Below are 26,214 nucleotides of genomic sequence, written 5' to 3'. Positions count from 1 at the left end.
AAAGTTGTGCACTGAGTAGAACATAGCTCCGGAAGTTACATCCCTGTAATTCGAAACACACGTTCGGGTGACCCGGCACGCGCACCGCCCCTGCGACGCGGTAAAGTCGCAGCATGGCAAAACTGCATTTCCGGTACGCGGCGATGAACGCGGGAAAGAGCGTTGCGCTGCTCCAGGTCGGGCATAACTACGAGTCGCTCGGCAAGCAGATGTTGATAGTGAAGCCCGCCGTCGATTCCAAGGGCGGCGACCGCGTTATCTCTAGGCTCGGGGTCGAACGCCCCGTCGACTTTCTGTGGGCCGATGGTGAGCCGCTGCCGGTGAGCGACGTGAAGTTTGACGTGATCCTCGTCGACGAGGCGCAGTTTCTTTCTGAGCGGCAGGTGAACGAGCTGCTCGACGTAGCTGTGCGCGTCGGCATCACCGTCATCGCCTACGGGCTGCGCACAGACTTCCGCGGCGACAGCTTTCCCGGAGCTGCAAGGCTGCTGTGTCTCGCGCACGAGATCGAGGAAATCCGCACGCTCTGCCGCTGCGGCTCCAAGGCCACGATGAACCTCCGCAGAATCGCGGGCACGCCGGTGTTCGACGGCGAGCAGGTCGCAATCGACGACGGCTCGGTTGAGTACGAATCGGTCTGCGCCGCGTGCCACCAGCGCGAGCGCATTGCCGCCGGTGCCCGCTGGGACTAGTTCGCTAGGCGCGCGTCAGGCCTGCTCGTAGTTCTGGACGGTCTTGCGTATGTCGTCAGCAAAGCGATAGATCTCGTCGAGTGTCTCGATGGGGTGTCGAGTTTCGTTCTTCTCAGAGTCAAAGATTCCAAGGTATTTCTGAGACGTATTGAACCAGAGCCGAGCAAGCGGTTTGCGGTTATTATCGTCGAGCAGGATTCCGAAGTAGCTCTTGTTGTCGCGCTGAAAGATGCGCGCCGGCGCGACTTCACTGCAGGCGATGGCTCGGACAATTTGGAACCCCTCAATTTCTTCGAGGGTTGTTTCTATGCCGTCACGTACGGCCTCGGCTGCTTCTGCTGACGCCTCAGCGACATGAGCGCTGGCTTCAGGCGAAGACACGGAGGCGTCATCTAACTGAAGTGGTTGGTTTCCCAGAGCAGCCTTCAAGCGATCGTTGACCCGATCGTTGAGAAACTGCTTCATGGCTTTTCGTACAAGCGGCGTGAACTGTTCGCGGATCTTCTGAGTGAACGACCCCTCGTAAACTCGCGCTGTGAGGAACTTGGCCCACTCCGTGTCTGGCTCGGCGAACTGGCTCGTCAGAACCCGCTTGAATTCCCCAACGTACTTCAGTTCCTCGGCGGCGTTGATGATCGAGTCGAGGTCGAACGCGTCTTTCGCGAGCTTGTTGATTTCAGGGATGAGAGAGGGGTCAAAGTCCGAGACCTTGATGACGAGAAAGGGTTTCTCGTCCATCTTGTTCGGAGCGTCTAGATCGGTGAAGAACTGGTATTCGTCGCCATTCGTGAGAAGTGCGATACGTGCGGTCGTTGCTGCAAAGTAGCGAAACAGTTGGGACGCATGCTTGATGTTGAGCGGTGCACCGACATGCTTGCACTCGATGAGTATCTGCACCTCGCCATCTTTGACTATTGCGTAGTCAACCTTTTCGCCCCGTTTCGTGCCGACATCTGCGGTGAACTCCGGAATCACTTCATTGGGGTTGAACACGTCATAGCCGAGGACCAGCGAGATAAACGGCATGACGAACGCGTTCTTCGTGGCTTCTTCAGTTTCGATGGAGGCCCTCTGCTGCTCCAATTTGGAGGCAAGACTATTGAGGCGTTCTCGAATTTCCGTGGACATGCATACTCCTTTGTTGCACACTCAGATTGACCTGATCCTACTGGGCACTGTGCCCCGGGGGCCAAATGAGTTATTCAGGCTCTCCCGCGGCGTGTGGCCCAGCGGTGCGCCGCAGCGTCAGTCACACAGCTCGAAGGTGTAGTCGGGGTCTCCCGGTGCGCCGAGCATGCGGTCGCGGAGCACCATCGAGGCCGGTGCCGCTTCGTCCGCGCACATCTCGGCGAAGGGGCGCGGAAGGTCGTCGGCGTATTCGATGTTGATGACGTGATCGCCGTACACCGCGGTGTAGGCACCGCACTCGTCGAACACGCTGCACTCCTCGGTGATCGCGAAGTCGAACGACGCCTGCTCCCGCCACGCCGCGGCATCTTCGGAGGCGTTCTTCTGACCCGCCGCGAGCCCGGCGCCGTGCGCGACGCGCACGAGTTCAGCCGCCACGGCGAGGTTGTCTGCGAGCGTCAGCGCCCCGTCGGAGCGGGTGTAGGAGTCGAGGTTATCGAACTCGACGGCGTCGAAGCCGTCGCGGGCGCAGCCCTCGATCCAGTCCGACACCGTGTCAACGATTGCCGTGCGTGCCGACGTGCTTGAGGTGTCGAGCAGCGCCTCGTCGGGCCAGTCTGGGTCGAAGCGGATCTCACCACCGGCGGTATGCAGCAACACGTTCTCCGGCCACGACGCGAGTTCTCCCGGCTGCGTCTGGAATCCGTTGATGTAACAGATGGAGTAGCGATCTTTCGCCGCCGGGGCTGTGCGATCACGGGCGATGATGCCGACTCGCGGGTCTGCGTCGTAGGCCTCACCGAGCTGGTAGTCGGGGAGTGCACCCGCGGGAGGGAGCGCCCATGCCGCGGTCGCCGGCGCGCAGCCGGTGAGGGCGGTCATGCACGCGAGCGCCGCAACGGCGACCACGCCGGTGAGTCGGCGTACAGCCGTGCTGCGCTCTGAGGTGGCGCTGGATCGCTGCCGCACCCGCCGCACCTGCTGCACCTGCTGCCGCGGCACCGCGCTAGGCCTGCTTGCTCGCGCGCAGCGTGTAACTCAGCGGTGCGACGCCGGAGCGTTCACTGAGCGCCCACTCGCCGCCCTCGCGGAGCGTCATCTGGCCGGGCAGCGCCTCCCAGGGCACGCTGTCGTGCTCGACGAGGAGGTCGATGCGTAGGCCGCTGTCGATGAGCGCGGTCACGATCTCGCCGAGTGAGTGGTTCCACTCATACGTTTTTGTTGACTGCAGCGCGGCGGTGGTCGGCACGTAGCTCTGCTCGTCGTCCCACTCGAGGGGTTCGGTGTGCTCGAAGTAGGGGAACCGTAGGAAGAGGTCGTCGGTGAGGGACTCGTCCATTGCCCACAGGATCGGGTGTGCCTCGCGAATGAACAGGCTCCCGCCCGGTGCGAGCAGACCTGCGACGACGCCCGCCCACTCGCGAATGTTTGGCAGCCAGCAGATGGCCCCGACGCCCGTGAACACGAGGTCGAACGCCGCGTTCGGTAGCACGGAGAGCGCCTCGAGCACGTCCGACTGGACGAACGATACGTTGTCGCCGCTGTCGGCGGCGAGTCTGCGAGCCTCCGCCACCGACTCGCCGGAGAAGTCGAGGCCGGTCACGAATGCACCGAGCCGCGAGAGTGAGATGGTATCGGTGCCGATGTGGCACTGCAGGTGCACCGCCCGCTTGCCGGCGATGTCGCCGAGGCGTGGCAGGTCGAAGCGCACCACGTCGGAGAGCGCTGTCGGAGCGTCGATGAACTCCTGCACGCCGTAGCCCGAACCGTCTCGGGCGGCGTGCAGGGGAGCGCGATCATCCCAGTTGGCCTGGTTGGCGGCGAAATATTCGTTGGTCATGATGTCGATTCTCTGGGGCGCGAACGTACCGAGAATAACAGCCGCCCCAATAACATGAGCGCTCGATAGACTCTGGCCATGAATGACAAAGATGTCTCTCAGCGCGATCAGGTTTTCCGTGAGCCGGAGATCGCCGCCCCGACGGCACTGGTCGGAGCGAACGGCAAGCTGAACCGGGCCGCGGTCGGATGGGCGCGGCAGCCCATCATCGATACGAGCGGCCTCGGCAAGGGCCGCGGGCGCAACAAGCGCTGGGAGTACTGGAACGTCGTCACCCCGACGCACATCCTCGCCGCAACGGTGTCATCGATCGACTACGCGTGCGTGCCCGAGGTGTGGGTGTTCGACCGGGTGACGGGCAGGGAGTGGGGTGAGTCGGCCGCGATCATTCCGCCACGCGGTGCGGTGCTGGCACCGCGGCTCGAACAGGGAGCTTCCCGGATGCGCGCGAAGGCGCTCTCCATCGACATCGATGAGCTGCCCGGTGCCACTCGCATCCGGGCGGAGATCGAGGGCGTGTCTTTCGATATCGTTGCCGGCCGCCCCGCGGGCCACGAGCGACTCGCTGTCGTCGTGCCGTGGAGCGACACTCGTTTTCAGTACACGGTTAAGGACGTTGCGCGTCCGGCGACGGGCTGGCTCAAAATCGACGGTAAACAGCACCCGCTTCCTGCCGGCGAGAGCTGGGCGGTGCTCGACCACGGGCGCGGCCGCTGGCCGTACGACATCGCCTGGAACTGGGGCGCCGGCTCGGGGCGTGTGGGGGATCGTGTGCTTGGGATCCAGGTCGGCGCACGCTGGACGGCGGGAACCGGCGTCTCCGAGAACGCGTTCTTCGTCGACGGAATCATGCACAAGATCCACGGGGAGACCGTGTGGGAGTACGATCTCGCGAATTGGCGCGAGCCGTGGCGGGTGCACGGCGGCGGCCTAGACGCGACCTTCACACCTTTTCACGTGAAACAAAGCCGAATGAACTTCGTCGTGCTTACTGGGAGCACCGATCAGTGCTTCGGCGAGTGGGCGGGCACGTTTCGTACGGACTCCGGGGAACTGATCCCGTTCGAGGGGCTCACCGGCTGGGCGGAGGACGTGCACAACCGCTGGTGACCCGGGCGCTCGCCGCAGCGATGCTGCGCTGCTGCTGATGCCTCGCTACTGCCGCGCGAGCTCGAGGTCGTACAGCCCCGTGACGATCGGCGTAACGATCGTGAGATAGAGAATGCCAATGAAGATCGCATACGTCAGGGTGAACCCGAGGCATGCGAGCGCGTTGCCTCGCTCACGAAAGTGGGCGACGACCTTGCGAACGAACGCGATTGGATGCTGCACATCCCAACTGTTCAACCGAAGGTAGCGGCCGAGATACATGCCGAGACCGATGAGCAACAGCACGGTGACGAGCAGGATCATTGATCTCGGCCGGAAGAACGACAGCGCGCGGTCGTCAAACATCACGACACCGTAGAGCATCTGCGCGACGAACACGTTCACGATCGTGTTGATGACGCCGCTCATCGCCAGCGAAATGACGAGGATGATGTCGTACCAGAGCGGCACCGGGTCGTCCTCCTTGCGGTGCGACTGGTTGAGTTCGGTGATGAGGTAGCTGGCGTTCGGCAGCATGAGGAGCCAAGCGATCCCGAGCACGGCAACCACGACAATGGCGAGCACCTGGTTGATGGGTACCAGCCACAGCAGCGCGATGAACGCGAGCCCGAGCAGCAGAATCGGCAGCACCGAGAGCCCGATATTCAGCAGCATCGGCCGGTAGAGCTTCGTGCGGTACACGACTGCGCGGAGGATCACGAGCGTTGCGGCGTAGACGCTGAGGGTCGCGGCACCAAGGAAAAGGAACTCCATGCGTTCAGCTTAGGTGCGGGCAGTCAGGTGCGCCCGCGTAGGCTAGTGGGGTGCCCCGTTTCATTCGCGTGATCGCCCCTGCCGTGCTCCTCGCTGCAACTCTTGCCGCGGTCTTCTGGGGACTCTCCATAGGCGGGGCCGCGAACGAGCGTGCGCTTGCCGACCCCGGGCCCGTGGTGCGCATCGGCATGCCGTTGCTGCGCACGCTGGTGAATGTCGCCGTCGCGGGCCTCATCGGCTCGCTTGTGATGGCGGTGTGGGCGTTTTCTGCGGAGCGTCGCGAGTACCGGATCGCGCTTGATGTTGCCGCGGGATCCGCCGCAGTGCTCACCGTCGCCTCTGGCGCGACGCTTATGTTTACCTACAGCGACCTCGCTTCGATGCCGTTCTCGGCGTCGTCCGCTTTCGGAGCGGGACTCGCTCAGTTCGTCACCGAGGTCGAACTCGGCCAGTTGTGGCTGTGGGAACTGATGATCGCCGCTGTCGTCACCGTGCTCGCGTTCGCGGTTCGCGGCCGGAAACTCACGCTGCTCGTACTCGTGCTCGCGCTGTTCACCACGCTGCCACTCGCCCAGCAGGGGCACGCCGCAGGGGCCTCGGGCCACAGCCAGGCCGTGAACTCGCTGCTCGTGCACCTCGTCGGTGCCGCCGTATGGCTCGGCGGCCTGCTCGTACTCATCTTCATCTCGAACGCGGTCAAGCGAGACCGCCTGGCGCTGCTCGTCGCGCGCTACTCCTCGATCGCGCTGCTGGCATTCGTTGCCGTGAGCGCCTCGGGCGTCGTGAGCGCGTGGCTGCGCATCGGCACGGTCGACGCGCTCTTTGGTACCGGCTATGGCCAGCTCATCATCTTGAAGGTCGTTGCCCTCGTAGGGCTTGGCGCTTTCGGCGCGATCCACCGGCAGCGACTCATCCCGCGCATCGCGAAGAGCGACCGCGGCATGCGGGTCTTCGCCTGGTTCGTCGTCGCGGAGCTCGCGCTCATGGGCTTCGCCAGCGGCATCGCCGGCGCGCTCGGCCGCACCGCCACCCCCGTGCCACTCGAGCCCGCCGACGAGGCCATCGGGGCATCGCCCGCCGAGATCCTCACCGGCGACCCGCTCCCGCCAGAACTCACCCCCATGAGCTATCTCACGGAGTGGAAGTTTGACCTTGCCTGGGGGCTCGTCTGCTTCTTCGGCATCGTGTTCTATCTCGCGGGCGTGATCCGGCTCCGCAAGCGCGGCGACAAGTGGCCAGTGGGCCGTACGATCTCGTGGATCACCGGCATGCTGTTCCTGTTCTACTCGACCAACGGCGCCTTCAACGCGTACGAGCAGTACCTGTTCAGCGTGCACATGCTCGGTCACATGATGTTTACGATGCTGATCCCGCTCGTGCTCGTGCTTGGTGCCCCCGTCACGCTGCTGTTGCGCGCGACGGACAAGCGCACCGACGGCTCATGGGGCACCCGCGAATGGGTCATGTGGGGGCTGCAGACGCCGTGGTCGAAGTTCGTGACGAACCCGGTCGTAGCCGCCGCGATCTTCGTCGGCTCGCTGTGGGTGTTCTACTTCTCGCCCATGCTCCGCTGGGCAACCTCTGAGCACCTCGGGCACCAGTGGATGATCATCCACTTCCTCATCTCCGGCTACCTCTTCAGCCTGACGATGATCGGCGTCGACCCCGTGCCAAACCGGGCACAGTACCCGCTCAGGCTCGTGATCCTCTTCGCAACCATGGCCTCGCACGCGTTCTTCGGCGTCACCATCATGACGGGCGACTCACTGTTCCTCGCCGACTGGTTCGGCGCGATGGGCCGCACGTGGGGGGCGACGCCGCTCGCGGACCAGGCCGCCGGCGGCGGGATCGCGTGGGGCATCGGCGAACTCCCGACGCTCGCGCTCGCGCTCGTCGTCGCGGTGCAGTGGTCGCGCAGCGACACGAAGGAGCAGAAGCGCAAGGACCGCGCGGAGGATCGCTCCGGCGACTCCGAACTCGAGGCCTACAACGCGATGCTCTCCGCGCAGGCCAAGCGCGACAAGAAGCTTGACGCGAAGGTCGACACGAACCTCGACGGGGACCAGTGAGGCCAGCGGCTCGCAGGGGTTTCGGCCCGCCGGTCGCCGCAGTAGTCTCATAAGCCAGAACGAGTGCTCGCCGGCCGAGAGGAGCAACAATGACTGGGGTTACAAAAACCGGCATTGAAATCGATCGCACGACCGAGGCGTCACCGGAGGTGGTGTTCGCGGCACTCAGCGACGCAGCCTCGTTCGCGAGCTGGTTCGGCGGCCCCGACGTCGAGGTCCCCGAGGACCGACTCGCCTTCGAGGCGGTCGAGGGCGGCGATTGGCACGCGACCATGGTGCTGCCCGACGGCAACACCATCGACTGGCGCGGTAGCTTCGTGCGGGTAGACGCGCCCTCGCGGTTCGACTTCACGCTCACCGATATGCCGGGGTCAGCAGCCCCCGAGGTGCTGGTCACGGTCGCTGTGTATCCGGCGGACGGCGGCGCGGCGCTGCACATGACCCAGGACACCCCGGACTTCCCGCACGAGCAGAAGGTGGCGACGCTCGACGGCTGGCAGGTGTTTCTCGACGAGGTGCTGCGCATCGCGGAGGCGTCCGGCAGCTGAGCGGGTGCTGGCGCGATGCTGCCGCCTGCTGCGAGCTACTGCGCCCCGATTTTTCTATAGTGACTCCTTTTCGGGCTGCACAAGGATCACATGAGAACAATCGGCCCTTTGCGAGCGAGGGGCGGCTGCCGCGTCGAGTGCGAGGCGCTGGCAGCGGCCCGTTGGCGCGGCGGAAACCGCTGAGACCAACCGGGTGCCGCCAGCTGCGCACCAGCCGGGGGAGCCCCCGTGGTTCTCTGGCCCGGGCCACCCCGCTTCAGCCCGGGAACGGGACGCGCCTGCCCTGGGGTTGTGGCGTTTCGCTGGATCCGGCAGGGCCGCGAACTCCCGAGCTACCCCCACCCGATTTTTCTAGTGTGAGCCTTTTCCGGGCTGGATAAGGCGCACAATGGATGAATCGGGGAGTGAAGGGTGTGGGCGCTCCCAATGCACGCCGGGCAAGGGCCAGCCAGGCCCCGAGCGACGGTGCCAGGCGCGAGCTGTGCAGCTAGTTGCCGGGGCTACCCTCGACGGAGCCCGTGACGTCGGCGCGGTGGAAGTTCAGGTGCGAGCGCGAGGCGGTGGGCCCGCGCTGACCGAGGTAGCGGGAGAACGTCGCGCCGGCACCGTAGGGGCGCTCGGCGGGCGAAGACAGCCGGAAGAAGCACAGCTGGCCGATCTTCATGCCCGGCCACAGCCGGATCGGAAGCGTCGACACATTCGAGAGCTCAAGCGTGATGTGCCCCTCGAAGCCCGGGTCGATGAAACCCGCGGTGGAGTGCGTGAGAAGCCCGAGCCGGCCGAGCGAACTCTTACCCTCGAGGCGGGCTGCGATGTCATCGGGGAGGCCGACGAGCTCAAACGTCGACCCGAGCACGAACTCGCCGGGGTGCAAGATGAAGCCCTCTTCAGGGTCAACCTCGACGAGCCTCGTGAGGTCGGGCTGATCAGCCGCCGGGTCGATGAGCGCGTACTTGTGGTTGTCGAACAGTCGCACGTACCGGTCGAAGCGCACGTCGACGCTTGACGGCTGCACCATCGAAGGTTCGCTTGGGGTCAGCTTGATGCGGCCCGCGCCGAGCTCGGCATTGATGTCACGATCTGAAAGCAGCACGGTTCGATTCTAGCGAGAATGCACTGTGTAGACGAGGCTTTGGCGCCCGCGGTGGCGCCCGCGGCGGGTTGCTCCCGCGGCTGCGGCCTACTGCTGGTCACTGAGCGCCACGGGTTCCGCTGCATTCGGCGATGCCTTGGCGTTCTTTGACCAGAGGTGCCGGGAGCAGCATCAGCCTCGCTACGCCGGTTCGGTGATGGTGAACAGCAGCTCCGAGAGGCGCTCACCGAGTTCCGCGACACCCTCGGGTGCCTGCGGCCCGCCGAGGGCGCTCACCCTGACGGCTCGCTCGTAGATGCCGGTGAGGATCACGAGCGAGCGCTCGACCGGAATGAGAAAGCGCCGACCGGCAGCGTGGATGATGCTCTCGACCACGTGGCTGAGCTCCTCGCGGAACTGCAGGTTGAAGTCGATGTGGCTGATCGGCCCGGCTGGATCGCGGAGCGCGAGCAGCAGGAATTCGGTTTCGAGGGTGAACCAGCTGGACTGGTCGCCGCTCGGGGAGAGGAACTCGGTGACGTAGTGCGCGGCATCAGCGCGCGTGGGCGCAACGTCGTCGGCGGTGAGCCGCTCGGTGAGCGCCGCCGCGCGAAGCCGAATCTGGCTCGCCCGCTGCTCGTATTCGCGTTCGAGGAGCGCGAGGAACAGCTCTTCTTTTGAGGAGAAGTTCGAGTAGAAGGCCCCGCGGGTGAAGTCGGCCCGGGCGCAGATGCGCTCGACCGAGGCCCCCTGGATGCCGAACTCCGCGAATACCGTGGCAGCGGCGTCCAAGAGCCGGGTGCGGGTCTCGCGACGCCTGGCGCTCACCGGGTCGCCCTCGGCGCCCGGGATGGTGTCGGCCACGGTGTCTCCTCACAGATTCTCAACAGGGTTACCGAATACAGTACTGTATCGAAACGGATACACTCATGTATCGTTTAAGGAACCGGGGGATCCTATGTCATCCGCACTGTACGCCCTCGGGCGCTGGGCTGCTCGGGCCAAGTGGACCGTGCTCGCTATCTGGCTGCTGGTGCTTGCCCTGCTTGCCTCGGGCGCGCTGATCTTCGGCAAGGGTGCGGATGCGCCGATCACCATCCCCGGTACCGAAGCGCAGGACGCCATTACGTCGCTCTCGCACACCTTCCCCGAGGTGAGCGGAACGAGCGCGACAATCATCGTTGTCTCGCCCGAGGCGGGACAGACGGAGGAGGATCCGTACCGCAGCGCGGTGCTGTCGGTGGTGTCGGATCTTGAGGCCCTCCCCGGCGTCTCGGCAGTGCTCACACCGTTTGGCACGGGCGAGGCCGCGGCAGCCAACACCGAGATCTCTCCCGACGGCCGGGCGCTGCTCATGCAGGTGCAGGTCGAGGGCGAAATGACGAGTGTTGACGCCGCCACCATCGACGGGATTGCCGCTGCGAGCGATGAACTGCGGGAGCTGCTCCCCGCGGATGCCGAGGTGTCGTACGGCGGCGAGATGTTCTCTGCGTCGGTGCCGTCCGTGAGTCCCACGGAAGCGGTCGGCGTGATTATTGCGTTTGTCGTGCTGATCCTCACCCTCGGCTCGCTCATTGCAGCCGGAATGCCGCTGCTCATCGCCCTCATCGGTGTCGGCGTATCGATCGCCGGACTCTTCTTTGTCACTGCATTTGTGGATCTCACCTCGACCACACCGATCCTCGCGCTCATGCTCGGCCTTGCGGTCGGCATCGACTACACGCTCTTCATCGTGAGCAGGCACCAGGAGCAGCTGCGCGCGGGCCTCGACGTGCGCGAATCGATCGCGCGCGCGACCGCGACCTCCGGCTCAGCGGTGGTCTTCGCGGGCCTCACCGTGATCATTGCGCTCGTCGGCCTCGCGGTGGCCAGGATCCCGTTCCTCACTGCGCTCGGCGTCGCTGCCGCTGCGGCCGTCGCCGTCGCCGTGCTGATCGCGATCACCCTCACCCCCGCGGTGCTGTCGATGGCCGGGATGAGGATCCTCCCCCGCAAGCACCGGCCAACGGCCGACGTCGTCGCGGCGGCGGAGCCCGTCGAGCTCACCCCCACCCGCGCCGACCGATTCTTCGCATCGTGGGTGCGCGGGGCGACGAAGCGGCCGGTGGTCACGATCCTCACGGTGCTCGTGGTGCTCGGGATCGGCGCGATCCCTGCCCTCCAGTTGCGCCTCGCGCTGCCAGACGCGACCTCGCTCGCGGTCGACGACCCGGCCCGCGTCACCCACGAGCTCACGGGCGAGCACTTCGGCGAGGGCTTCAACTCGCCGCTGCTGCTCACCGGGTCGATCATCTCGAGCACCGACCCGCTCGGACTCATGGTCGACCTCAAGCGCGAGGTCGAACAGGTGCCGGGCGTCGCAGAGGTGCCGCTCTCGACCCCGAACCCGGGGGCCGACACGGGCATCATCCAGATCATCCCTGAGGAGGGCGCGCACGCCGCGAGTACGACGGAGCTCGTGAAGGAGCTCCGATCCCACCACGACGAGTGGGAAGAAAAGTACGGCGTGAGCCTCGCCGTGACCGGCTTCACCGCCGTCGGCATCGACGTGTCTGCGCAGCTCATGACCGCGCTGTTGCCGTTCGGCATCTTCGTCGTCGGGCTGTCGCTCGTGCTGCTCGCGATGGTGTTCCGTAGCGTCTGGGTGCCGATCAAGGCGACCCTCGGCTACCTGCTCTCGGTCGGCGTAGCCTTCGGCGCGGTCGTCGCTGTGTTCCAGTGGGGCTGGCTGTCTGACCTGCTGCAGGTGAGCTCGACAGGCCCCGTGCTCAGCTTCATGCCGATCATCCTCATGGGCGTGCTGTTCGGGCTCGCAATGGACTACGAGGTCTTCCTTGTCGCCCGAATGCGCGAGGAGTACGTGCACGGCGGCGATGCACAACGCGCGATCCACCGCGGCTTCGTCGGCTCGGCGAAGGTTGTTACCGCGGCCGCCCTCATCATGATCGCCGTGTTCGCGGCCTTCGTGCCCGCGGGCGACCCGAGCATCAAGGTCATCGCGCTCGGCCTCGCCGTCGGCGTCTTCGTCGACGCGTTCATCGTGCGTATGACGCTCGTGCCCGCGGTGCTCGCCCTCCTCGGCGACCGCGCATGGAAGATGCCACGCTGGCTCGCCCGCGTGCTGCCGTCGTTCGACGTCGAGGGCGAGGGGCTCGCGCGGGAACTCGCGCACGCCGAGTGGCCCGAGGACATGCCGGACGCGCGGATCGGATCCGACCGCCTCACCCTTCGCGGGCGCGGATCGAACCTCACCACCCCCGCGTTGCGACTCGCGGCGGGCGAGGCACTGATCCTCAACCCGCGCGACCCCGCGAGCTTCCCGCTCGCGCAGGCACTGAGTGGGCGAGGGCAGATCGTCGCCGGCACCCTCAAGGTCGACGGCCTCCTCCTCCCAGAGCGGGCGGGCACCCTCCGTGCGCGAACCGCCTGGGCCGACCCCGAGACACTCCGACAGGCGCTGCGTGACCGGCCCGCGCTGCTCGTGCTCGACCTGCGATCCGCCGAGCTCACTCCGCTACAGCCGCCCGCCGTCGCCGACGCTCGCTCCGCGATCGCCGCCTGGCACGTCGACCGGGCGCGGGGGAGTGACGAGCCGATCCTTATCGTGCTCGGCGACCCCGCTGCCGCGACGCCGCTGCTGCCAGAGGGCCACGCCGCCGTGTTGCACCCGGCCGCTGGCTCGGCCGCTGATTCGGCTGATCGCGAGGCCGCCCCCGGGCACGCGGCAGCCACACCCCATGACTACACCGAAGGCCTCGAACTGGAGGGCGCACGATGACCCCCGCACTCACCCCGCTCCGCGGGAAGCGCATCAGCTGGACCACGCTGCTCGGTCTGCTGCTCGTGCCGCTCACCGTCGCAGGCCTCTTCCTCTGGGGGCTGTGGAACCCGAGCGACCGGCTCGAGACCGTCACCGCAGCCGTCGTGAACGAGGATGAGCCAGTCGAGCTCGACGGGCAGCTCGTGCCGCTCGGGCGGGTGCTTGCGGCTGAGCTCATCTCGGGGGGTGACTCAGGCGATGCCGTGTCTGCCGGATCTGCCGCCGATGATGCGCGCCAGAACTTCACCTGGGTGCTCACGAGCGCCTCCGACGCGCGCGCCGGGCTCGACGACGGCCGCTTCGCGACGAGCATCACGATCCCGAAGGAGTTCTCCGCGGCGGCCACCTCGCTCTCAGCCGGGCCAGGGCAGGCACGCAAGGCAACGATCGAGATCACCGAGAGCGACCGCGGCCGACTCCTCGACACCGCGCTCTCAGGCATCGTCACTCAGACCGCGACCCGCGTGCTCAACCAGCAGCTCGGCGAGCAGTTCGTCGGAGGGGTGTTCGTCGGCATGTCGAGCATCCATGACGGCGTGAGCGAAGCCGCGGGTGGGGCAAAAGAGCTCGCTGCGGGCGGCACACAGCTCGCAGACGGTGCAGGGGAGCTTGCCGACGGCACGCAGCAGCTCGTCGATGGCACGCAGCAGCTTGCCGGCGGTGCCGGTGCACTGGCGGGCGGGGCTGGCGGCCTCGCCGCTGGCGCGCAGGAGCTTTCTGGAGGCGTCGCCGGGGTCGCCCAGGGGGCGCAGGGCGTCGCCGGCGGTGCCGGGGCGCTCGCCGCTGGCGCGCAGGACCTCTCGGGAGGTGTCGCAGAAATTGCCGCGGGTGCGTCGGGTCTCGCTGCTGGCGCGGCAGAGCTCGCCGCGGGGGCGCAGGATGCGGCCGCGGGCGGGCAACCACTCGCCGCGGGTACGCGAGAGTACGTTACCGGCGTCAACAGCATCGTGAACGGGGTGCAGGCCGGGGTCGGTGAGGCGGTCGGGCCGCTGCAGCTCCTCGTCGACGCGATCGTAGCCGGGACTGTTCCCGTGCCGCCCGAGGAACAGGCAAAGATCCTCGAGACCCTCAACACCGTGATCGCCGAGATGGAGAAGGTCATCAACGACGATGACCCGAACAACCAGCTTGCCGCGTTCAAGCGACAGGGTGAAGCGCTCGCCGCGGGAGCCGAAGCATCGGCGGCCGGGCAGCAGGAGCTTGCCGCAGGCCTCGCCGGGTTCTCCGGGGGCGTCGCAGACCTCGCGAACGGTGCCTCGCAGCTTGCTGGCGGGGCCGCCACCCTCGCGGGCGGCGCATCCGAACTTGCCGGTGGCACCGCAGCACTTGCGGAAGGATCCTCCGCGCTCGCGGGCGGCGCATCGGCGCTGGCCGGCGGGGCCGGAGAGCTCTCGGCCGGAGCGAACGAGCTGTCGGCGGGCGTGACCGAGCTGTCCGCCCAGACGCCGCAGCTCGCGGACGGTGCCGGCAAACTCGCGGAGGGCGCTACGGCATCGGCAACGGGTACGAAGACCCTCGCAGACGGGCTCGGGGATGCCGTCGCGCAGATCCCGAACTACACCGAGAGCGAGCGCCAGGTGATGGCCGAGACCGCGGTCGAGGCTGTCTCCTCCGAGGGGGAGAGTGGTGAGCTGTTCAACGCCTCGGGTGTTCCGCTGTTTGCGGGCATCGCGCTCTGGGCGGGTGCGCTCGCGGCCTTCCTCGTGCTGTCGCCGCTCTGGTCACGCACCCGCGAGGCCGCGCGGGGAGTCTTCGCGATCACGCTGCGCAGCGCACTCCCGGCGGTGCTGCTGGGTGCCGCCCAGGGGGCGATCGCGGGTATCGTCTTGCCGATCGCGCTGCGCTACGACTTCGGGCAGGCCGCTGGCTTCTTCGGGCTTGCCGTGCTGGCCGGGATTGCGTTCTCGCTCGTGGTGCAGGGGCTCTCAGCTCGCTTCGGCGGCTTCGGGCGCTTCGCCGCGTTCGCGCTGCTCGTAGTCGCGTTCACCGTGGGGATCGTCTCGACCGTGCCCGGGCTGCTGTCTGCGGTGGGCGACGCGAGCCCGATCGGGGCGGCGTTCACGGGCTTCCAGGCGCTCGCCGCAGGGGTGAGCGGCGCCGGTGGTGCTGCGGTGCTGCTCGCGCTGTGGGGTGCCGGTGGGGCCGCGCTCACGGCGTGGGCTGTGGCGCGGGAGCGGCGGGCGTAGCGCTCGGCGGTCACGAACGCCGAGAGGCTTCGCTGAGGCCACCTGCGCGCAGGCCGCGAGAACCGCAGCTTCGTAGAGCCGCTTTGCCGCCCACACTTCCCCGAGTTTTCTATTCCGACCCTTCTGCGGCCTCTAGAAGGCTCACCCAGGAAAAATAGGGTCGGGGAGGAAGGGGTGGCCGGGCCCTCGCCCGGGCCGGTGCCGGCAGATCGCTAGCGAGACGTGGTGGGCGTGGTCTGGCCCGGGTCCGTGATCGAGGGGGCCTTCACCGGCGACAAGAGCGGATGCGGCACCATCTGGGAGGCGCTGAGCTCTTCAGCCGCATCGAGCAACTCGTCTTCGGTGACCTTCGGATCCTTGCCGTTGGCAATCGCGATACCCAGAGCGAAGAACGCCAGTGTGAAGGCAATGATCCCGAGCGGGTTGCAGAGCGCAATCGACATCTCGGCAGAGAACTGCGATCCGGCCGCGTGGCTCACGATCGAGATGAGTTCGCCGCCGACATTGTCGGGCACGGTGAGCCCAAATGCGATGGCGCACACCCATGAGAGTGCGAGCGTCACCCAGACGGAGCGCCCGAGTCGCCGTCCGCGCTGCTCGGTGACGGCGATGCGGTGGCCGATCCAGAGCATCAGAACCGCGTAGGTCATCCCGATCGCGGGAACGTACCACCAGGTCAGGCTGCCGCCAATGCCGAAGAACCATCGGCCGGCAGACATCCATACTGCGAGCACCAACCCCATGACGGTGACGAACACACTCTTCACGCCGACTCCCATCGCAACACGCGCTTTGCGCGGGCCCGCGAATGCGCCCGCAGTTCGCCGTAACCTTACCAAGCCGGCGCCGTCTGAAACGGAGAGAAACCCCCGGAGCGCGCCACGCCCGAGCCATCACGCCCGAATTCGCATTCACCCAAACAAGGTGGTACGCTCTAACGGTTGTCACGTCAGCGTGACTACGCCCTGATAGCTCAGTGGTAGAGCACTTCCATGGTAAGGAAGGGGTCCCGGGTTCAAATCCCGGTCGGGGCTCTGACTCTCTGGCCCGCCTCAGTGCGGGCCAGTTTGGCTGAGTAGCTCAGCTGGTTAGAGCGCACGACTCATAATCGTGAGGTCGCGGGATCGAGTCCCGCCTCAGCTACAGAGAGTCACAAGGAATCCCCCGGTTTTTGGCCGGGGGATTTTTCGTTTTCAGCGTTCGGGCCGTACCGAGCGCTGAGCGCCGCACCGATTGCTGCCAGGTGATCGCGCACGCTCTGTGGGCTGGTGATTTCGAGCCATTCAACAAGGCCCGAAAGATGCCCCGCGATTCCGTACTCACTCGGTGCGTGGAACACGACAGGAATGCGACCATCACTTGCTGCCGGACCGATCTGAAGCCTGTCGCCAAGCGCTGTCCGGAGAAAATCGATGCCCTGCGGATCACAGGTCGCATGAACTTCTATGGCGGAGCGGTAGCGCCCGGCATCATCGGTGAGCGCCCGCCAGCTCTGTGCAAGGTCAAAGTCATCGCTGCGCTGAACGGGTACGTCACTCAATGAAACGGCCACTATGCGGTCAAGGCGGAAGGTGCGCTGTCCCTTATCGGTGTGGGCGATGAGGTACCACTTCGCGCTCTTCGACACGAGTCCGAGCGGGTGCACAGTTCGCTCGGATTCCTTGCCTGCGCCATCGGTGTAGCTGAGCCTCGCTTGCATGCCACGGATCACTGCGGTCTGCAACTCATCGAGGAGCTCCGGCGGCAGCATCGCCTCGCCTGCGGCCCCCCACGGCTGCGGATCAACAATCATCGAAGACGCCGCGGCCTCTGCCTGCGATCGAAAGGACTCAGGCAAAGCCCGCACAAGCTTTCGCAGTGCTGCCTTGAGCTGGGGCGTCGCAGCCTCCGCGGCAGCCGCTGGCCCCGCGGTCACGAAGAGGGCACGCGCCTCGCTCTCGGTAAGCCCAGAGAGGTCGGTTCTGCCACCGCCCAGCAGACGCCAGCCGCCAGATCTGCCTTGGATCGAATAGATAGGCACCCCAGCCATGCCAAGCGCATCAAGATCGCGCCGGGCGGTGCGCTCAGAAACCTCGAGTTCCTTCGCGACCTCTGCGGCCGTGATCTGCTCACGCCGCTGCAGCATGAGGAGGATGGCAACCAAGCGGTCGGATTTCATGATGTGTATTCTTCCAAACAAACCGGACAGTAGTTGTCCTATTTAGCGATTTACCTTGGTAGCTATGGAGATTTCAACTCATCAGCATACGTTTCCCGAAGCCAGCATTATTCACGTCAACGGAGTTGAACTTGAGGTGTTCGAAGCGGGCCGCGAAAACCTTGGAAACCCGATTGTGCTGTGCCACGGCTGGCCCGACCTCGCGTACACCTGGCGGTTTCAGATCCCAGCGCTTGTCGCTGCCGGGTACCATGTGATCGCGCCCAACCAGCGAGGATTTGGCAACTCGGCGACGCCGGCAGATGTCGCTGACTACGACATTGAGCACCTCGCTGGGGACCTCGCCGCATTGCTTGACCACTTCGGGTATGAGAGCGCGACATTCATTGGCCACGACTGGGGCGCTTTTATCGTTTGGAGCTTCACCCTGCTGTACCCGCAGCGGGTCGACAGGGTGGTGGCGCTCGGCCTGCCGTACCTCGCGCGAGGGGAAATGCCGTGGCTCGACTTCATGGAGGCGGTGCTCGGGAGCGACTACTACTTCGTGCACTTCACCAAGCAGCCGGGTGTCGCAGATGCCGTCTTCGACGCGGACCCCGCGCGTTTCATCAATAATCTGTACCGCAGGGACGAACCGCTCATGCCAACCGGGCCGGGGATGGCGCTTATTGAGATTGCCCAGAACGATTCCCCGCTTGGCGAACCGCTGCTCGACGAGCGCGAGTTGGAGGTCTATGACGCTGCCTTCACCCACTCGGGCTTCACCGGCGGCATCAACTGGTACCGCAACCTCAACCGCAATTGGCACCAGCTGGCGGATGCCGACCCCATTGTCCACCAGCCCGCGCTTATGATCTATGGCCTGCGCGATGCCGTCGCACGCTCGGAGCAGCTGGCAGCATTCGTGCCGAATGTTGAAGAGGTGAGCTTTGATAGCGGCCATTGGGTTCACCAGGAGCGCCACAGGGAAGTCACGAGTGCGATCATGGAGTGGCTGAAGCAGAACCCCAACACCTAGGAATTCAGAATGCTCGACACACAGTTTTTTGCTGACGCTGATTCGTTCAGTGACTGGCTCGAGATGCATCACAGTCACACGTCGGAAGTGTGGATCTTGTTCCACAAGAAGGGCTCGGGAAAGAGCAGCCAGAGCTGGAGTGAGACCGTAGACGTGGCGCTGTGCTTTGGGTGGATCGATGGTCTCAGAAAGCGTGTGGACGGTGACAGCTACAAGGTGCGTTTCACGCCCCGCAAAGCGAACAGCGTGTGGAGTTCCGTCAACGTGAAAAAGGTCGAGGCCTTGCTTCGGTCTGGGAGGATGCGGCAGGAAGGCATCGATCTCTACAACAGGCGAAAAGATGCCGAAGGCTACTCTTCGCAGACACGAAACGCCCAGCTGCCTCCCGCCTATGAACAGAAATTCAAGGATCAGCAGGAGGCGTGGGAGAACTTTGCGGAGTTCGCGCCCTCGTACAGGCGAGACGCTGTCTGGTGGGTGATGAGCGCGAAGCGTGAAGAAACCAGGATAAAAAGACTTGATCTCTTGATTTCCTCGTCGACCCAGCGTCAACGAGTTCCTGTGTTCAGCGCAACAACTGCGTAGAGCGCACGACTTTTCATCGTGAGGTCCCGGGATCGAGTCCCGCCTCAGCGACCGAGCGTCACAAGAAATCCCCCGGTTTTGGCCGGGGGATTTTCGTTACGGAGCCCGCGCTCGAGGCCCGCGCTCGGGGCCGCGCGCTCCGAGGGTCAGCGCTTGCGTGCAGCCATGAACTCCGCGAGCTCCTGAGGCGTCGGGTAGGAGGCCTGCGCGCCCGCGCGGGTTGCCGCGAAGCTGCCAACGGTTGCCGCGTAGCCGGCAGCGACGGCGAGGTGGTCGCCGGCTGCGAGGCGCAGCGCGAGGGATCCCATGAACGCGTCGCCGCAGCCGGTGGTGTCTACCGCAGTGACCTTCGGCGACGGTACTGCGATAGCGTCGGCACCGTCGCGGGTGGCGCCGTCGAAGACAATGCTCCCCGCGGCACCCGCGGTGACCACGGCGCGGGGGATCCCGCGCTCAGTGAGTGCAGCGCGCGTGTACTTGCCGCCCTCTGCGAGCACCTGCTCAGCGGTGAGGTCGAGCAGATCGGCGGCCTCGTGCTCGTTGATGAGCAGGATGTTCGTGAGGCTGAGGAGCTCGTCGGGCACGGGGCCGTAGGGCGAGAGATTGAGTAGCACGCGTGCCCCCGCAGTGCGGGCGCGGCGGGCTGCTTCGATGACCACGTCGAGCCCGACCTCGAGGCTCAGGCAGACGACAGCGGCGCGCTCGAATAGCGCTGCCGCGGCGTCGAGGTCGGCAACGCCGAGTCGGCCGTTCGCGCCGGGGGAGACGATGATGGTGTTTTCCCCTGCGCCATCGACCGTGATGACGGCCGTGCCGGTTGCGACGCCGTCGAGCGAGGCGACGTGCGCGGTGTCCACCCCCGAGGCCTCAACGGAGTCACGCAGCATCTGCCCGTTCGCGTCTGCGCCAAGCGCGCCCACCATCGCGACGCTCCCCCCGAGACGGCCGGCGGCGACCGCCTGGTTCGCCCCCTTCCCTCCAGGGATGGTGCGCAGCTCTTCGCCAGTGAGGGTCTCTCCTGGCTGCGGGAAGCGTGCGGTCTGCACCACAAGGTCTGCGTTCAGCGAACCAACTACAAGAATGAGGCCGTCGGTCATGGTGAGGTCCTTTCGCGACCCGCGGGCTCGCGGTCGTGCGGGCGGGTGATACAGCGGGCGGGTCCCCGGCAGGCGGTGGCCTGCGGGAACCCGCTCCTAGAATACGTTGCTTGGAGTTACTTTCCTGTGGCCGGGGCGGTAACCTCGGCGTCCTTCGGGGCCGGGATGAGGAAGCTCATCGCGAAGCCGAGGATGGAGATCGCTGCTCCCGCGAGCATGCCGGCGCTGTACCCGGTGGTCGACGACGGGTCGTCGGCCGAGGTGAACAGCAGCTGCACCGCGGGGAGGATCGCGAAGCTCACGCCGGCACCCAGGTTGAACGCGCCAGCGTTGAGCCCTGGGAGGAACCCGGGGTTGTCCTTCGGGGAGAGCACGATGCCGAGCCCGTTGAGCATGATGTTGCCGATGCCCGCGTAGGTGATGCCGAGCACGATCGTCGTGACGATGAGCACGGGCAGCGAGTGTACGCCGACGAACGCCATCACGATGGTTCCGACGATCGTGCCGAGCATGCCGACGCGCATGACGTTGAGGTAGCCGAAGGTTGGTGCGAGGCGCCCGGCGAACGGGCCGACGATCCAGCCTGCCACGGCGTAGGGCATGAGGAACCAGAGCGACGTGAGATCCGCCCCGAGACCGAAGCCAGCCTCGGTGTTCTGCGCGAGCGACGCGACGAGGCCGTTCACGACCGCGAAGACGCCGGTCATGGTGAGGAGCGTCGTCACGAGCAGCGCCCAGCTCGAGCGCTGCTTGAGGTACTTCGGCGGGATGAGCGGCTCAGCGATCTTTGACTCGAGCGCCCAGAATGCCCAGAACGAGGCGAGGCCGAGCACGGGCAACGCCCAGATGATGAACCAGTTGCTGTCGTTCACCGCGCCGAGGAAGTTCAGGAACGTGAGGAACGAACCAATCGAGACGACGAGGGGTACGACGCCCAGCCAGTCCATCTTGGTGTCCTTCGACGGGCGGCTCTCAGGTGCCCAGACGAGCACGCACGCGATTGCGATCACGGCGACGACGGCCATGGTCCAGAACACCGACCGGAAGCCGTGGTTGGCGACGAGCCAGCCGCCGGCGAGCGCGTCAACACCGGCGATGCCGCCGTTGACCGCGGTGATGACGCCCATCATGGTGCCGTAGCGCTTGGGATCCTGGATCTCATTGCGGAGCATGAGGAGGGTGACGGGAACCACGGGCCCGGTGACGCCCTGAATGATGCGGCCGACAAAGAGCATTTCAACGTTGGTCGCGAGCGCCGCGATGACCGTGCCGACGGCCATGATCGCGAGCATCCCGACGAGCACGCGCTTGCGCCCGATGATGTCTGACAGGCGGGGGAGGAACAGCGAGAAGAGCGCGGCAGCCGTGAAGAACATCGTCTGCGAGAGACCGATGGTCGCGTCGTCGGTGTTGAGTTCTTTCGCCATGGTGACGAGCGCGGGGCTCAGCATCGAGGCGTTGAGCTGGAAGGCGATACACGCTGCGAGCAGCGCGACCATGAGTGAGCCGACGCGCACGGCCGGCTTCTGGGCGAGGGCGTTCATATTAGAAGTCGACCTCGCCGATGTTTTCGAGGGCCTCGGTGACGAGGTTCCAGAAGCGGGGGGCATCCAGCTCGGTGGCGGCCCAGGTGGTGCAGTCCTCCGGTGCCTCTGCGCGGAAGTCTGCGACGGTCATGCCGAGGGTGAGCGTGCCGGTGAGCTCGATATCGATCGGCACCTTCACGGTCTTCACGATGCTCGGGTCGATGACGTAGGCAACCGCGCAGGGATCGTGCACGGGGGGCGCGTCGAAGCCCTGGGCATCCTTGTACGCGAGCGCGAAGAAGTCGAGCAGCTCGCCGACGAACTTCGCGGGCTTGGTGCCGACCGCGGCGATCTGGGCGGCGACCTCGTCGGTCGCGAGTGCCTGGTGGGTGAGATCGAGGCCGACCATCACGACGGGCCACGACTCGTTGAACACGATGTGCGCGGCCTCGGGATCGATCTTGATGTTGAACTCTGCGACGGGCGACCAGTTGCCCACGTGGTAGCCGCCGCCCATGAGCACGACCTCCTTGACGCGTTCAACAATGCGGGGCTCCTTGCGCGCGGCCATCGCGATGTTGGTGAGGCCACCGGTCGGAACGAGGGTCACGGTGCCGGGCTCGTGGGCCATGACCGTGTCGATGATGAGGTCAATCGCGTGACGTGGATCGAGCTCGAGCTCGGGCTCTGGGAGCACGGGGCCGTCGAGGCCGGACTCTCCGTGAATGTCGGGAGCGACCTCGATGTTGCGCACGAGCGGGCGCGCTGCACCGGCGGCGAACGGGACTCCGGTGATGCCTGCGACGCGGGCGACAGAGAGTGCGTTATGCGTCACCTTCGGCAGCGTCTGGTTGCCGACAACGGTGGTCACCGCGAGGAGTTCGATATCTGGGTTGCCGTGCGCGAGCAACAGGGCTACTGCGTCGTCGTGTCCGGGGTCGCAGTCGAGAATGATCTTCTTAGTCAATTCCACATCCTTGGGGCCGGTGCTCGCGCGGGCGCGGGCGGGCGTGTTGGGTACGTCAAGCGCTTTACGATAACACGCAAAGCGCTTAACGCCGCAACGTGGGGAGCTGAGTGCTCGGAGCTAGAATGAGGGAATGTCTCGCCCCGAAGCTATCTCGCCACGGCCGGCCCGCGTGACGGCGGCGGAAGTAGCCGAGCTGGCAGGAACGTCGACGGCCACAGTTTCACTCGTCGTGAACGGAAAAACCGCAGGTCGCGTCTCGCAATCGAACATTGACCGGGTGCTCGCGGCTGTGCGGGAGCTCGGGTATGTGGTCGATCACACCGCCTCGTCGCTCGCCAGGGGCACCTCGAACATTGTCATTCTGGTAGCGCCCGACCTCTCGAACCCGTTCTACGGGCGAGTGATCTCGGGAATCAAGGCCGAGCTGGGTAGCGACTACCAGCTGTTGCTCTCAGTGACGGGAGAAGGCCGCAATCCGAGCGCCGCCGACGTGCATCGTCTCGTCGCGCTGCGGCCAGCAGGGCTCTTGGTCGAAGCGCCCGACGACGAGTTTCTGCGTGACCTGCCCGCTGGGGCCCCGCTCGTGCTGCTCGATGCGCCCGGGCGAGAGACGCAGGCCCCCACGGTGAACTTCGACCTGCGAAGCGGAATCGGATCGCTCCTTGACCACCTTGCAAGCAAAGGGCACAAGCGCATCGGGTACCTCGACAGCCTCACCCGGACAGAGACGTTCGAGCTGCGACGCGAGCTTATTGAGCACGGGGCGGCCGAGCGAGGCATGGAATACGTCGCGATGCCGGAGGCGGCGAGCCTCATCGCGCCCGAGGGGGCAGCGGAGGTGTTCGTGGAGCACTGGCCGCGGTGGCGAGACGCCGGAGTGACGGCGCTCGTGTGCGCCACTGACTCGCACGCGTACGGCGTGCTCGGTGCGGCGCGCGAGCTCGGGATCAGTGTGCCCGACACCCTCGCAGTCACCGGCTTCGACAACCTCCCCGCCTCGGCGATTGTCTCGCCCGCCCTCACCACGGTCGAACTCCCTGGCGAAGCGCTCGGACGAGGGGCGGTGCGGGCGCTGCAGGCGCAGCGGGAGGATCCTGCCGACGGTGGCGCTGCATTGGCTCCCGCACGGCAGGCGGTTCCGCTCATCGGAGCACGCCTCATCGTGCGCGACTCCTCGTAGCCTGTTGCTGCTGAGCACTTGGACAGGGCTTTGGCTTTGCGTAGGATATTCCTAGCCTCCGGGGGAGGGGATCCGACGAAGGAGAACAAGTGCAAAAGTTGTGGCCTCGAGTTCGTTTCAACGGTGTGAGCTCGCTCACACCAGTGCTTGCCGCAACCGCAGCAGCAGCACTCGTCTTCTCAGGGGCAACCCTCGCCGCCGCAGATGACTCGATCGCTGTTGACCCTCAGCTCGAGTCGTGCATCCAAGCCGCGCTCGTCAGCGAGGGCCTGACAGTTGCTGAAGCCGATCAGCTCAAGAGGCTGACCTGCGGAGACGCTGGCGAGGGCGTCGCAACGCTCGAGGGCATTGAGCAGCTCACGGGACTGGGTTACGTCGGCTTGACAGTGGCGCCCAGCGCTCAGGTGAAACCCCTTGAGCAGCTCACGGGACTGACTGGTGCCTCGTTGAAAGGGTTCGGAAAGCAGGACTTCTCGGGTCTCGCGCAACTGCAGTCGATGACCGTCTTCGAGCTCAGTGAGTCAGCGGGCATCGGTGCCGAGGATCTTGCGTTCATCGGTGAAATGACGCAGCTCGAGTCGCTGACGCTGCGAGGCAACGGGCTCACAGCGTTGCCTGCTGTCGACACACTGGTCTCGCTGAAGACCCTCAGCGTCGAACGTAACCGGCTGACCACGCTTGACGGGCTCCAGTCGCTGCCCCGACTCATCTCGATCGACGCTGACCGCAACCATGTGACCGACGTTGCAGTGTTCAATGAGCCAGGGGCGTTCCCGCGCCTCGCGCGAGTTTCGCTCAACGTCAACCGGGTAACAGATACGTCGCCGGTGAACTCAATTCGCACACTTGAGACGTCTCAGTTCGTCGCGCAAATCGTGCGAATGGATCCAACTGCGCTCAACACCTGGAACAGTTTGCCCATCTCCGCAGCGTGGTGGGACGATAACGGCCCAACTACGAGGGACGTGCAGCCCCGACACCTGCGGGGTGAAGGCCTCGAAATGAACGAGACCTCAGGCCAGTGGCAGATGACGAGCCCGGGTACGTTCTACCTTGGGTGGTCGCTGCCGAGCGCAGAGGCGCGCACGCCGTTCTCAGGCGTTATCGTGCAGACCGCGCAGGACGGTCCAACCGAAGAAGAGCTCGGGCTGGTCAGTGTCTGGCACCTCGACGAAGAGGGCAATGAGGTAGCTGACTCGGAATTCGTGACGGGCGAGGTAGGCACTCCATACGCCGCGCCAGCGGCGAAGGAGCTCGTGGGCTACGAGTACGTGCGCACCGAGGGAGAAGTAGCCGGGGCGTTCTCTGCTGATCCGATCTCGGTCGTGCATGTTTATGCGGCGACCGCCGCTCCCGTTCTGGTGGACAGCGTTGTAGCTATCGGGGCAGATCAGACAGTCAAGGCTGGTAGCGACTTGACCTTCACTGTGACGCGGGAGAACGCGGCCGTCGATCCGTGGACCGGTGAGACGTCGGTAGAGGTGCGGACTCAGGACGACACCGCGCTGGCCGGCGCTGACTACGAGGCGCTCGCCGTGCAGCTGGTCTGGGCGGACCAAGAGACTGCCCCGAAAACGGTCACGGTGAAGACGAAGCCTGCTGCGGAAGGCGCGGTGGCCTCAGAGAAGCAGCTTGCACTGGTGTTGTCAGCTCCAGGGGAGAACACGACGTTGGGGAGCCGGACAGCGGCGACCGGAGTGATCGTGACAGAAGCAGCTGACGAGATCGTCCGGCCAGACCCGAAGCCCGAGGTGAAGCCGGATCCCACAGTAAAGGGTGAGCTGGCTAAGTCGGGCCAGGCAGGCAGCTTCAACCTCGCCGCTCTCGGAGCGGCCGCGATGGTGCTGGGTGCAGCCGGGCTGGTTATGCGTCGTAAGAAGACCGAGCAGCGCTAGCGCGAGGCGCCGAGCAAGCCAGAACTACGACGGGGTCCCGTTCTCAGATGAGAGCGGGACCCCGTCATTGTTCTTAGAGGAGTGCGACACGCCAGAGCTGCGGGCCATCTGGCGCGAACAGGGGCCACTTTCGGGCAAAACTGCGTGAGAACGCATGCGCAATGGGCCGGTTCGCCACGCCCGGCGGTGGGGGTGGATCGGCTCCACCGTTGGGATCGGCGTTGTCCGGGGTGCGCGGATTTGTGGGGTGGGCGGAATCCGCGTAATGTATTCCTTTGTTGGCCGCCACGGAAACGGGGCAGCCGCGAGAGGGTCTCTCACACAACACCCCCAGCTTGAACCGAATCGGTTCGTAAAGCGGGTAGGGAAAATGAGATCCTGACTTCACCACACGGTGTATCGCTCGTTTCGAGTGGCTCGTGTTCCGGTGGGTGGCTTACGGGCCGCGACACGGATTTGCGCTTCGGCGTGAGGGTGGCTAAGATAGAAAAGTTGCTCTTCGGAGGGTCTCTTGGTTGAGGCCGGTACGGTGGGTGTCTGGTTCTTGAGAACTCAATAGTGTGCACT

Annotated in this window: 21 protein-coding genes and 2 tRNA genes; 12 read left to right on the top strand and 11 right to left on the bottom strand. The window is 65.6% G+C overall.

Annotated features, from left to right (window positions below; all coding sequences use genetic code 11):
- Nucleotides 1–113: 113 nt before the first annotated feature.
- Nucleotides 114–692, top strand: a complete 579-nt coding sequence (locus tag ACI1US_RS09780) for a thymidine kinase (RefSeq protein WP_461640052.1) — start codon at nucleotides 114–116, stop codon at nucleotides 690–692.
- A 15-nt stretch (nucleotides 693–707) separates the two neighbouring features.
- On the opposite strand, the gene ACI1US_RS09775 is transcribed toward ACI1US_RS09780, so the two are convergent.
- The 3 genes from ACI1US_RS09775 to ACI1US_RS09765 all read right to left on the bottom strand — a co-directional run bounded on the left by ACI1US_RS09775 (nucleotide 708) and on the right by ACI1US_RS09765 (nucleotide 3,660).
- The gene (locus ACI1US_RS09775; protein WP_461640050.1) at nucleotides 708–1,820 is read right to left on the bottom strand and encodes a type I restriction endonuclease; all 1,113 of its coding nucleotides are present in this window, start codon (nucleotides 1,818–1,820) and stop codon (nucleotides 708–710) included.
- Between the two features lie 117 nt (nucleotides 1,821–1,937).
- Entirely contained in the window at nucleotides 1,938–2,822 is an 885-nt protein-coding gene (locus tag ACI1US_RS09770) for an endo alpha-1,4 polygalactosaminidase (protein WP_461640048.1), read from the bottom strand.
- Nucleotides 2,823–2,826: 4 nt separating this feature from the next.
- Nucleotides 2,827–3,660 carry a class I SAM-dependent methyltransferase gene (locus tag ACI1US_RS09765; protein ID WP_461640046.1) on the bottom strand — a complete coding sequence of 278 codons (834 nt, stop codon included), beginning with the start codon at nucleotides 3,658–3,660 and terminating at the stop codon, nucleotides 2,827–2,829.
- 78 nt (nucleotides 3,661–3,738) lie between these two features.
- Between ACI1US_RS09765 and ACI1US_RS09760 the strand changes: the two genes are divergently transcribed.
- The gene (locus ACI1US_RS09760; protein ID WP_461640044.1) at nucleotides 3,739–4,770 is read left to right on the top strand and encodes a DUF2804 domain-containing protein; all 1,032 of its coding nucleotides are present in this window, start codon (nucleotides 3,739–3,741) and stop codon (nucleotides 4,768–4,770) included.
- A gap of 45 nt (nucleotides 4,771–4,815) precedes the next feature.
- Here the strand turns inward: ACI1US_RS09760 and ACI1US_RS09755 are convergent, their stop codons facing one another.
- Nucleotides 4,816–5,523 (bottom strand): DUF1361 domain-containing protein, encoded by a 708-nt coding sequence (locus ACI1US_RS09755; RefSeq protein ID WP_461640042.1) that lies wholly within the window; start codon nucleotides 5,521–5,523, stop codon nucleotides 4,816–4,818.
- Nucleotides 5,524–5,573: 50 nt separating this feature from the next.
- Here ACI1US_RS09755 and ACI1US_RS09750 point away from each other — a divergent pair, with 50 nt between their 5' ends.
- Together ACI1US_RS09750 and ACI1US_RS09745 are read left to right on the top strand one after the other, a co-directional pair.
- The gene (locus tag ACI1US_RS09750; RefSeq protein ID WP_461640041.1) at nucleotides 5,574–7,592 is read left to right on the top strand and encodes a cytochrome c oxidase assembly protein; all 2,019 of its coding nucleotides are present in this window, start codon (nucleotides 5,574–5,576) and stop codon (nucleotides 7,590–7,592) included.
- Nucleotides 7,593–7,681: 89 nt separating this feature from the next.
- Nucleotides 7,682–8,140, top strand: coding sequence for an SRPBCC family protein (locus ACI1US_RS09745; RefSeq protein WP_461640039.1), 459 nt, complete (start codon nucleotides 7,682–7,684; stop codon nucleotides 8,138–8,140).
- 487 nt (nucleotides 8,141–8,627) lie between these two features.
- Here ACI1US_RS09745 and dcd read toward each other — a convergent pair whose 3' ends face one another.
- Nucleotides 8,628–9,233 (bottom strand): dCTP deaminase, encoded by a 606-nt coding sequence (dcd, locus tag ACI1US_RS09740; protein ID WP_461640038.1) that lies wholly within the window; start codon nucleotides 9,231–9,233, stop codon nucleotides 8,628–8,630.
- Nucleotides 9,234–9,413: 180 nt separating this feature from the next.
- Nucleotides 9,414–10,076, bottom strand: a complete 663-nt coding sequence (locus tag ACI1US_RS09735; protein ID WP_461640036.1) for a TetR/AcrR family transcriptional regulator — start codon at nucleotides 10,074–10,076, stop codon at nucleotides 9,414–9,416.
- Between the two features lie 94 nt (nucleotides 10,077–10,170).
- Here ACI1US_RS09735 and ACI1US_RS09730 point away from each other — a divergent pair, with 94 nt between their 5' ends.
- Nucleotides 10,171–12,990: an MMPL family transporter gene (locus ACI1US_RS09730; RefSeq protein ID WP_461640035.1), complete on the top strand. Its 2,820-nt coding sequence runs from the start codon at nucleotides 10,171–10,173 to the stop codon at nucleotides 12,988–12,990.
- The gene (locus tag ACI1US_RS09725; RefSeq protein WP_461640033.1) at nucleotides 12,987–15,218 is read left to right on the top strand and encodes a YhgE/Pip family protein; all 2,232 of its coding nucleotides are present in this window, start codon (nucleotides 12,987–12,989) and stop codon (nucleotides 15,216–15,218) included. The genes ACI1US_RS09730 and ACI1US_RS09725 overlap by 4 nt, the downstream gene beginning before the upstream one ends.
- A 212-nt stretch (nucleotides 15,219–15,430) precedes the next feature.
- Here ACI1US_RS09725 and ACI1US_RS09720 read toward each other — a convergent pair whose 3' ends face one another.
- The gene (locus ACI1US_RS09720; RefSeq protein ID WP_461640032.1) at nucleotides 15,431–15,985 is read right to left on the bottom strand and encodes a hypothetical protein; all 555 of its coding nucleotides are present in this window, start codon (nucleotides 15,983–15,985) and stop codon (nucleotides 15,431–15,433) included.
- A gap of 195 nt (nucleotides 15,986–16,180) precedes the next feature.
- Here ACI1US_RS09720 and ACI1US_RS09715 point away from each other — a divergent pair.
- Nucleotides 16,181–16,252: transfer RNA gene (locus ACI1US_RS09715), tRNA-Thr, on the top strand.
- A 35-nt stretch (nucleotides 16,253–16,287) separates the two neighbouring features.
- Nucleotides 16,288–16,361 (top strand) — tRNA-Met (locus tag ACI1US_RS09710).
- Nucleotides 16,362–16,368: 7 nt separating this feature from the next.
- Here the strand turns inward: ACI1US_RS09710 and ACI1US_RS09705 are convergent.
- Nucleotides 16,369–17,376, bottom strand: coding sequence for a helix-turn-helix transcriptional regulator (locus tag ACI1US_RS09705; RefSeq protein ID WP_461640030.1), 1,008 nt, complete (start codon nucleotides 17,374–17,376; stop codon nucleotides 16,369–16,371).
- Nucleotides 17,377–17,440: 64 nt separating this feature from the next.
- On the opposite strand from ACI1US_RS09705, the gene ACI1US_RS09700 reads away from it, so the two are divergent.
- Both ACI1US_RS09700 and ACI1US_RS09695 read left to right on the top strand, forming a co-directional pair.
- Entirely contained in the window at nucleotides 17,441–18,394 is a 954-nt protein-coding gene (locus tag ACI1US_RS09700) for an alpha/beta fold hydrolase (protein WP_461640028.1), read from the top strand.
- Nucleotides 18,395–18,403: 9 nt separating this feature from the next.
- Nucleotides 18,404–18,979 (top strand): YdeI/OmpD-associated family protein, encoded by a 576-nt coding sequence (locus ACI1US_RS09695; RefSeq protein WP_461640026.1) that lies wholly within the window; start codon nucleotides 18,404–18,406, stop codon nucleotides 18,977–18,979.
- A 146-nt stretch (nucleotides 18,980–19,125) separates the two neighbouring features.
- Here the strand turns inward: ACI1US_RS09695 and ACI1US_RS09690 are convergent, their stop codons facing one another.
- From ACI1US_RS09690 to uriH, 3 genes are all read right to left on the bottom strand, one after another.
- Nucleotides 19,126–20,076 (bottom strand): ribokinase, encoded by a 951-nt coding sequence (locus tag ACI1US_RS09690; protein WP_416549968.1) that lies wholly within the window; start codon nucleotides 20,074–20,076, stop codon nucleotides 19,126–19,128.
- Nucleotides 20,077–20,192: 116 nt separating this feature from the next.
- Nucleotides 20,193–21,620 (bottom strand): uridine transporter UriT, encoded by a 1,428-nt coding sequence (gene uriT / locus ACI1US_RS09685; protein WP_416549967.1) that lies wholly within the window; start codon nucleotides 21,618–21,620, stop codon nucleotides 20,193–20,195.
- A 1-nt stretch (nucleotide 21,621) separates the two neighbouring features.
- A complete protein-coding gene (gene uriH / locus ACI1US_RS09680; RefSeq protein WP_416549966.1) occupies nucleotides 21,622–22,569 on the bottom strand; it encodes a uridine-preferring nucleoside hydrolase UriH in 948 nt (315 codons plus the stop codon).
- A 133-nt stretch (nucleotides 22,570–22,702) separates the two neighbouring features.
- Here uriH and ACI1US_RS09675 point away from each other — a divergent pair, with 133 nt between their 5' ends.
- Together ACI1US_RS09675 and ACI1US_RS09670 are read left to right on the top strand one after the other, a co-directional pair.
- Nucleotides 22,703–23,752, top strand: a complete 1,050-nt coding sequence (locus ACI1US_RS09675; RefSeq protein ID WP_416549965.1) for a LacI family DNA-binding transcriptional regulator — start codon at nucleotides 22,703–22,705, stop codon at nucleotides 23,750–23,752.
- Between the two features lie 125 nt (nucleotides 23,753–23,877).
- Nucleotides 23,878–25,647 carry a MucBP domain-containing protein gene (locus tag ACI1US_RS09670; protein ID WP_461640022.1) on the top strand — a complete coding sequence of 590 codons (1,770 nt, stop codon included), beginning with the start codon at nucleotides 23,878–23,880 and terminating at the stop codon, nucleotides 25,645–25,647.
- Nucleotides 25,648–26,214 lie beyond the last annotated feature (567 nt).

The organism is Leucobacter sp. BZR 635, assembly GCF_048061935.2.
Taxonomy (GTDB): Bacteria; Actinomycetota; Actinomycetes; order Actinomycetales; family Microbacteriaceae; genus Leucobacter.
This window is presented reverse-complemented; position numbering and strand designations above follow the sequence as displayed.

Coding starts and splice junctions, on each gene's coding strand:
- ACI1US_RS09700 (WP_461640028.1), top strand. CDS start 17,441: ATGGAGATTTCAACTCATCAGCATACGTTTCCCGAAGCCAGCATTATT.
- ACI1US_RS09760 (WP_461640044.1), top strand. CDS start 3,739: ATGAATGACAAAGATGTCTCTCAGCGCGATCAGGTTTTCCGTGAGCCG.
- uriT (WP_416549967.1), bottom strand. CDS start 21,620: ATGAACGCCCTCGCCCAGAAGCCGGCCGTGCGCGTCGGCTCACTCATG.
- ACI1US_RS09690 (WP_416549968.1), bottom strand. CDS start 20,076: ATGACCGACGGCCTCATTCTTGTAGTTGGTTCGCTGAACGCAGACCTT.
- ACI1US_RS09705 (WP_461640030.1), bottom strand. CDS start 17,376: ATGAAATCCGACCGCTTGGTTGCCATCCTCCTCATGCTGCAGCGGCGT.
- ACI1US_RS09725 (WP_461640033.1), top strand. CDS start 12,987: ATGACCCCCGCACTCACCCCGCTCCGCGGGAAGCGCATCAGCTGGACC.
- ACI1US_RS09780 (WP_461640052.1), top strand. CDS start 114: ATGGCAAAACTGCATTTCCGGTACGCGGCGATGAACGCGGGAAAGAGC.
- ACI1US_RS09745 (WP_461640039.1), top strand. CDS start 7,682: ATGACTGGGGTTACAAAAACCGGCATTGAAATCGATCGCACGACCGAG.
- ACI1US_RS09695 (WP_461640026.1), top strand. CDS start 18,404: ATGCTCGACACACAGTTTTTTGCTGACGCTGATTCGTTCAGTGACTGG.
- ACI1US_RS09765 (WP_461640046.1), bottom strand. CDS start 3,660: ATGACCAACGAATATTTCGCCGCCAACCAGGCCAACTGGGATGATCGC.
- ACI1US_RS09730 (WP_461640035.1), top strand. CDS start 10,171: ATGTCATCCGCACTGTACGCCCTCGGGCGCTGGGCTGCTCGGGCCAAG.
- ACI1US_RS09675 (WP_416549965.1), top strand. CDS start 22,703: ATGTCTCGCCCCGAAGCTATCTCGCCACGGCCGGCCCGCGTGACGGCG.
- ACI1US_RS09775 (WP_461640050.1), bottom strand. CDS start 1,820: ATGTCCACGGAAATTCGAGAACGCCTCAATAGTCTTGCCTCCAAATTG.
- ACI1US_RS09755 (WP_461640042.1), bottom strand. CDS start 5,523: ATGGAGTTCCTTTTCCTTGGTGCCGCGACCCTCAGCGTCTACGCCGCA.